General features: G+C 74.7%; 2 protein-coding genes. Both read right to left on the reverse strand.

Going from position 1 to position 3,398, the window contains the following annotated elements; translation table 11 throughout:
* Nucleotides 1-2,215 (reverse strand): ComEC/Rec2 family competence protein (locus tag ACFRCG_RS48320; RefSeq protein WP_380043040.1); only part of this gene is annotated, 2,215 nt, incomplete at its 3' end.
* Complete coding sequence (locus ACFRCG_RS48325) at nucleotides 2,212-2,940, reverse strand: helix-hairpin-helix domain-containing protein (RefSeq protein WP_380043041.1); 729 nt, start codon at nucleotides 2,938-2,940, stop codon at nucleotides 2,212-2,214. The genes ACFRCG_RS48325 and ACFRCG_RS48320, both read right to left, overlap by 4 nt.
* Nucleotides 2,941-3,398 lie beyond the last annotated feature (458 nt).

Raw genomic sequence — 3,398 nt, forward strand, 5'->3', positions numbered from 1 at the left:
CCCCCGCCCGCCCATGAACGGCGCCCCCTCCCGGCCGTGACACAATCGGGCCGGAAGCGGCCGAGAGGGCTTCCAGGTTCGACGGCGTAAACGTTTGCCACGTCAGCGAGCCCAAGGTGCGCTGCTCAATGGCGCCGGCGGGGATGCCCAACGAGGCGCCGGCTCTGGTGGCCCAACGGCGGACTCGCGTTACTTCGCCCGAAGGATCCAGGATCGGAGTCCCCTGGATGAGCCCCACTCCCCGACCACGCAGCGCGCCAGGAAGGCCCTCCACGTGGTCCGCATGGAAATGGCTCAGCAAAATCAGCGGCAGCCGGCGAATGCCAAGGTCGCGTAGACAACCGTCCACCGCATCCGGGTCGGGCCCGGCATCGATCAGAACGCCCGCGCCGGCGCCCGCGTTCAGCACGATTGCGTCGCCCTGACCGACGTCGCACATCACCAGATGCCAGCCCGGAGGCGGCCAGCCGGTCAATGGGCGCACCAACATCGGCGGACGCGACAGGAGAACCACCGCGAGGGTCGCGAGCAGGGCCGTCGTGATCGCCCGCCCCTGCCCGGACCAGCCGGACCGCCCGGACCGCCCGGGTCGCGACGTGCGGCGAAGCAGCCGCAGGGTCGGGACGGCCGCGATCGTGATCGCCGCCAGCGCCGCGCCGCCGAAGAGGCCGGTCGGCCAGGTGACGGCGGCGCCGGGCAGGTCGGCGCCGGTGCGGGCCACGGCCGCGATCCAGGCGATCGGCCACGAGCCGAGCCAGGCCGTGAGGTGGGCGAGCGGGAGGCAGATCGGGGCGAGGAGCAGGGTGACGAAGCCGAGGATCGTGGCCGGTGCGACCGCGAACTCGGCGAGCAGGTTGCACGGGACGGCCATCAGACTGACCCGGCCGGCGAAGGTCACCACGAGCGGCCCACAAACGGCCTGCGCGGCGAGCGGCACGGCGACCAGGGCCGCGGCCCACGTCGGCCAACCCCGGGCCCGGAGCCGGTTCGTCCAGTGCGGGGCGAGCAGGAGCAACGCGCCGGTGGCCAGGGCTGACAGCGCGAAGCCGTAGGAGCGGGCCAGGGTCGGATCGAGCAGGACCAAGCCGAGCACGGCGACCGCGAGCGCCGGGAGCCCTCGCCGGGGCCGACCGGTGTACAGCGCGACCACGGTGACCAGGCCCATCGCGGCGGCCCGCAGCACACTGGGCTCGGGACGGGCGACAACCACGAAGCACGCGACGGCGGCGGCGCCCGCGATCGGCAGCGTACGTCCGTGGACGCCCACACGGCGGAGCACGAACAGCACAAAACCCAGCAGAATAGTGATGTTGGTTCCGCTGACCGCCGTCAAATGGGTGAGTTCGGTGGTGCGAAAGTCGGCTTCGAGGTCGGCCGGAAGCCGGCTCGTATCGCCGACGACCAGGCCCGGAAGCAATCCCCGGGCAGCGGGCGGCAGTTCCGCGCAGGCGGCCCGCAGCCGCGCCCGGAGCAGACCCGCGAAACGCTGGTGGGCGGCGGGGGCGCCGATCCGGTCCGGAGCGGCCCGGATCAGGAGCAGGGCCTGGCCGCTCCGCCCCGGAACCAGGCGACCGTGGACCCGAATCGGGGTACTCGGCAGCACCCCGAGCCAGGCGCCCGCATCGGGCCCGGTAGCCAGCACCGTGACCGGCGTCCGCACCCGCACCCCGGCCATCCGCGAGGTTCCCGATGCGTCGGGGCCGCCGGGCGCGCCGAGTGGACGACCGCGTGGGTCGACGCGGTCGATACGGTCGATCCGGGCGTCGAACAGCGTGGGTGGCGAGCCGAGTTCGCTGCCCCGGACGCGGGTGACGCGGCGCTCCGGGTCGGTGCGTACCGTCAGCTCGACGGTGGCCTCGGCGCGCTGCCGAGCCGCGACCGCCACCGGGCCGTCGTGGTCGGCGGCGGTGCGGAGGCCGGCGACCAGTCCGCCGGCCGCGACGCACACGAGCACGACGGCGAGCGTGGCCCGGCGCCGAACCGTGGGCCGGCATGCGAGTACGGCGGCACACGCCGCGGCGCAAACGCTCACCGCGACGGTGCCCCGGAGCGGGATCAGCGGCGCGCCCCACGCGGCGGCCCAGGCGGCGGCCGCGCCGGGGACGAGGCGGGCGTCGGTCCGGGCACGGCCTCTCCGGCGCGTGGGTGCCGGACGAGAGGCCGCCGGGGGCGGGGCTCCCGGGCCTTGGCGGCCGGGGACCTCGGGCGCGGTCATACCCGAACCCTCGGCTTCAGGTCGCTGTACTTGCGATCACCGATGCCCCGGACCTGACGCAATTGATCGACGGTGGCGAAGCGACCCAACTGGGTGCGCTTTTCGATGATCTGGCGAGCCAGGACCGGGCCGACGCCGGGCAGTTGCTCAAGCTGTGCGGCCGTCGCCGTGTTGAGATCGAGAACGGCTGCCGGGGCGCCGCCTGCCGAGGCGCCGGAGCCGGCTCCGGACGGATCGGCGGCGGCGGGCGGGGGCGTGGCCCCGGGAACGCCCACCGGGATCTGCTCCCCGTCGGCCAGGAGGCGGGCCAGGTTCAACGTGGCCAGATCCGCCGCCGGCAGCGCGCCCCCGGCGGCCTGCACCGCGTCCGCGACCCTCGACCCGGGCGGCAGGACGACCACCCCGGGCCGGGCCACCTTCCCCGCCACGTGCACGGTAAGCGGCCCACCCGCGGGAGTCGGCGCACCACCGGCGACCCCCGACGCGGGCGCGGCCTGCACCGGAGCCCCCTCCCCGGCGCCCTTCGTCGCCTGCCCCACCGCCACCGGCGCGGCCACACTCTGCGGACGCGCCCGCCACCACCCGCCCACGGCCAGCGCAACCGCCACCAACGCCAGCACCGCGACGGCGGCCACCACCCGCCGATCCACACCCACCCGAAGCCGAGGCGGCACCCGATCCGCAACCGCCTCGACCAACCGCCGCCCCGAATCCGCCCCCCGCACCGAAAGCACCTCAGGCGCCCCCAGCAACGCCGCAACCCGCTCCGCCCCAGACCTCGGCGGCCCCGAGGGAGGAGATGCAGAAGAACCAGCCGAAATCCCGGACATGCCCCGAAACTAGGCCGCCTCCATTCCCCGACCGATCCGCCGCCTTGCACCTGTGCACAACAGCCCACCTGTGGAAACCGGATCCCCCCACTTGGGTATCGGGTGGGGGTTTCCTTCCGGGTGGGTTGGGTTGAGGCGTTTCCGGCGGACGCTGCGCTTGTGGCTGCGGGCCGGGTGGTGCGGGGCCGGTCAGGGTCGTGGGGTTGGCCGCTGTCGGTGTGGGCTTCGGGGTGTGGGGTTTCGTCGGGGCGGGTGCCCGGGTCGGGGGAAGGGCGACCTGCGGCGGGTGGCCGGGGAGGGGGTCGGGTTGGGTTCCGCCGGGCTTGCGTTCCCGGGTGGGTCGGGTTGTTTCG

Origin of the sequence: Embleya sp. NPDC056575 (assembly GCF_042793325.1) — a bacterium.
Lineage (GTDB): Bacteria > Actinomycetota > Actinomycetes > Streptomycetales > Streptomycetaceae > Embleya.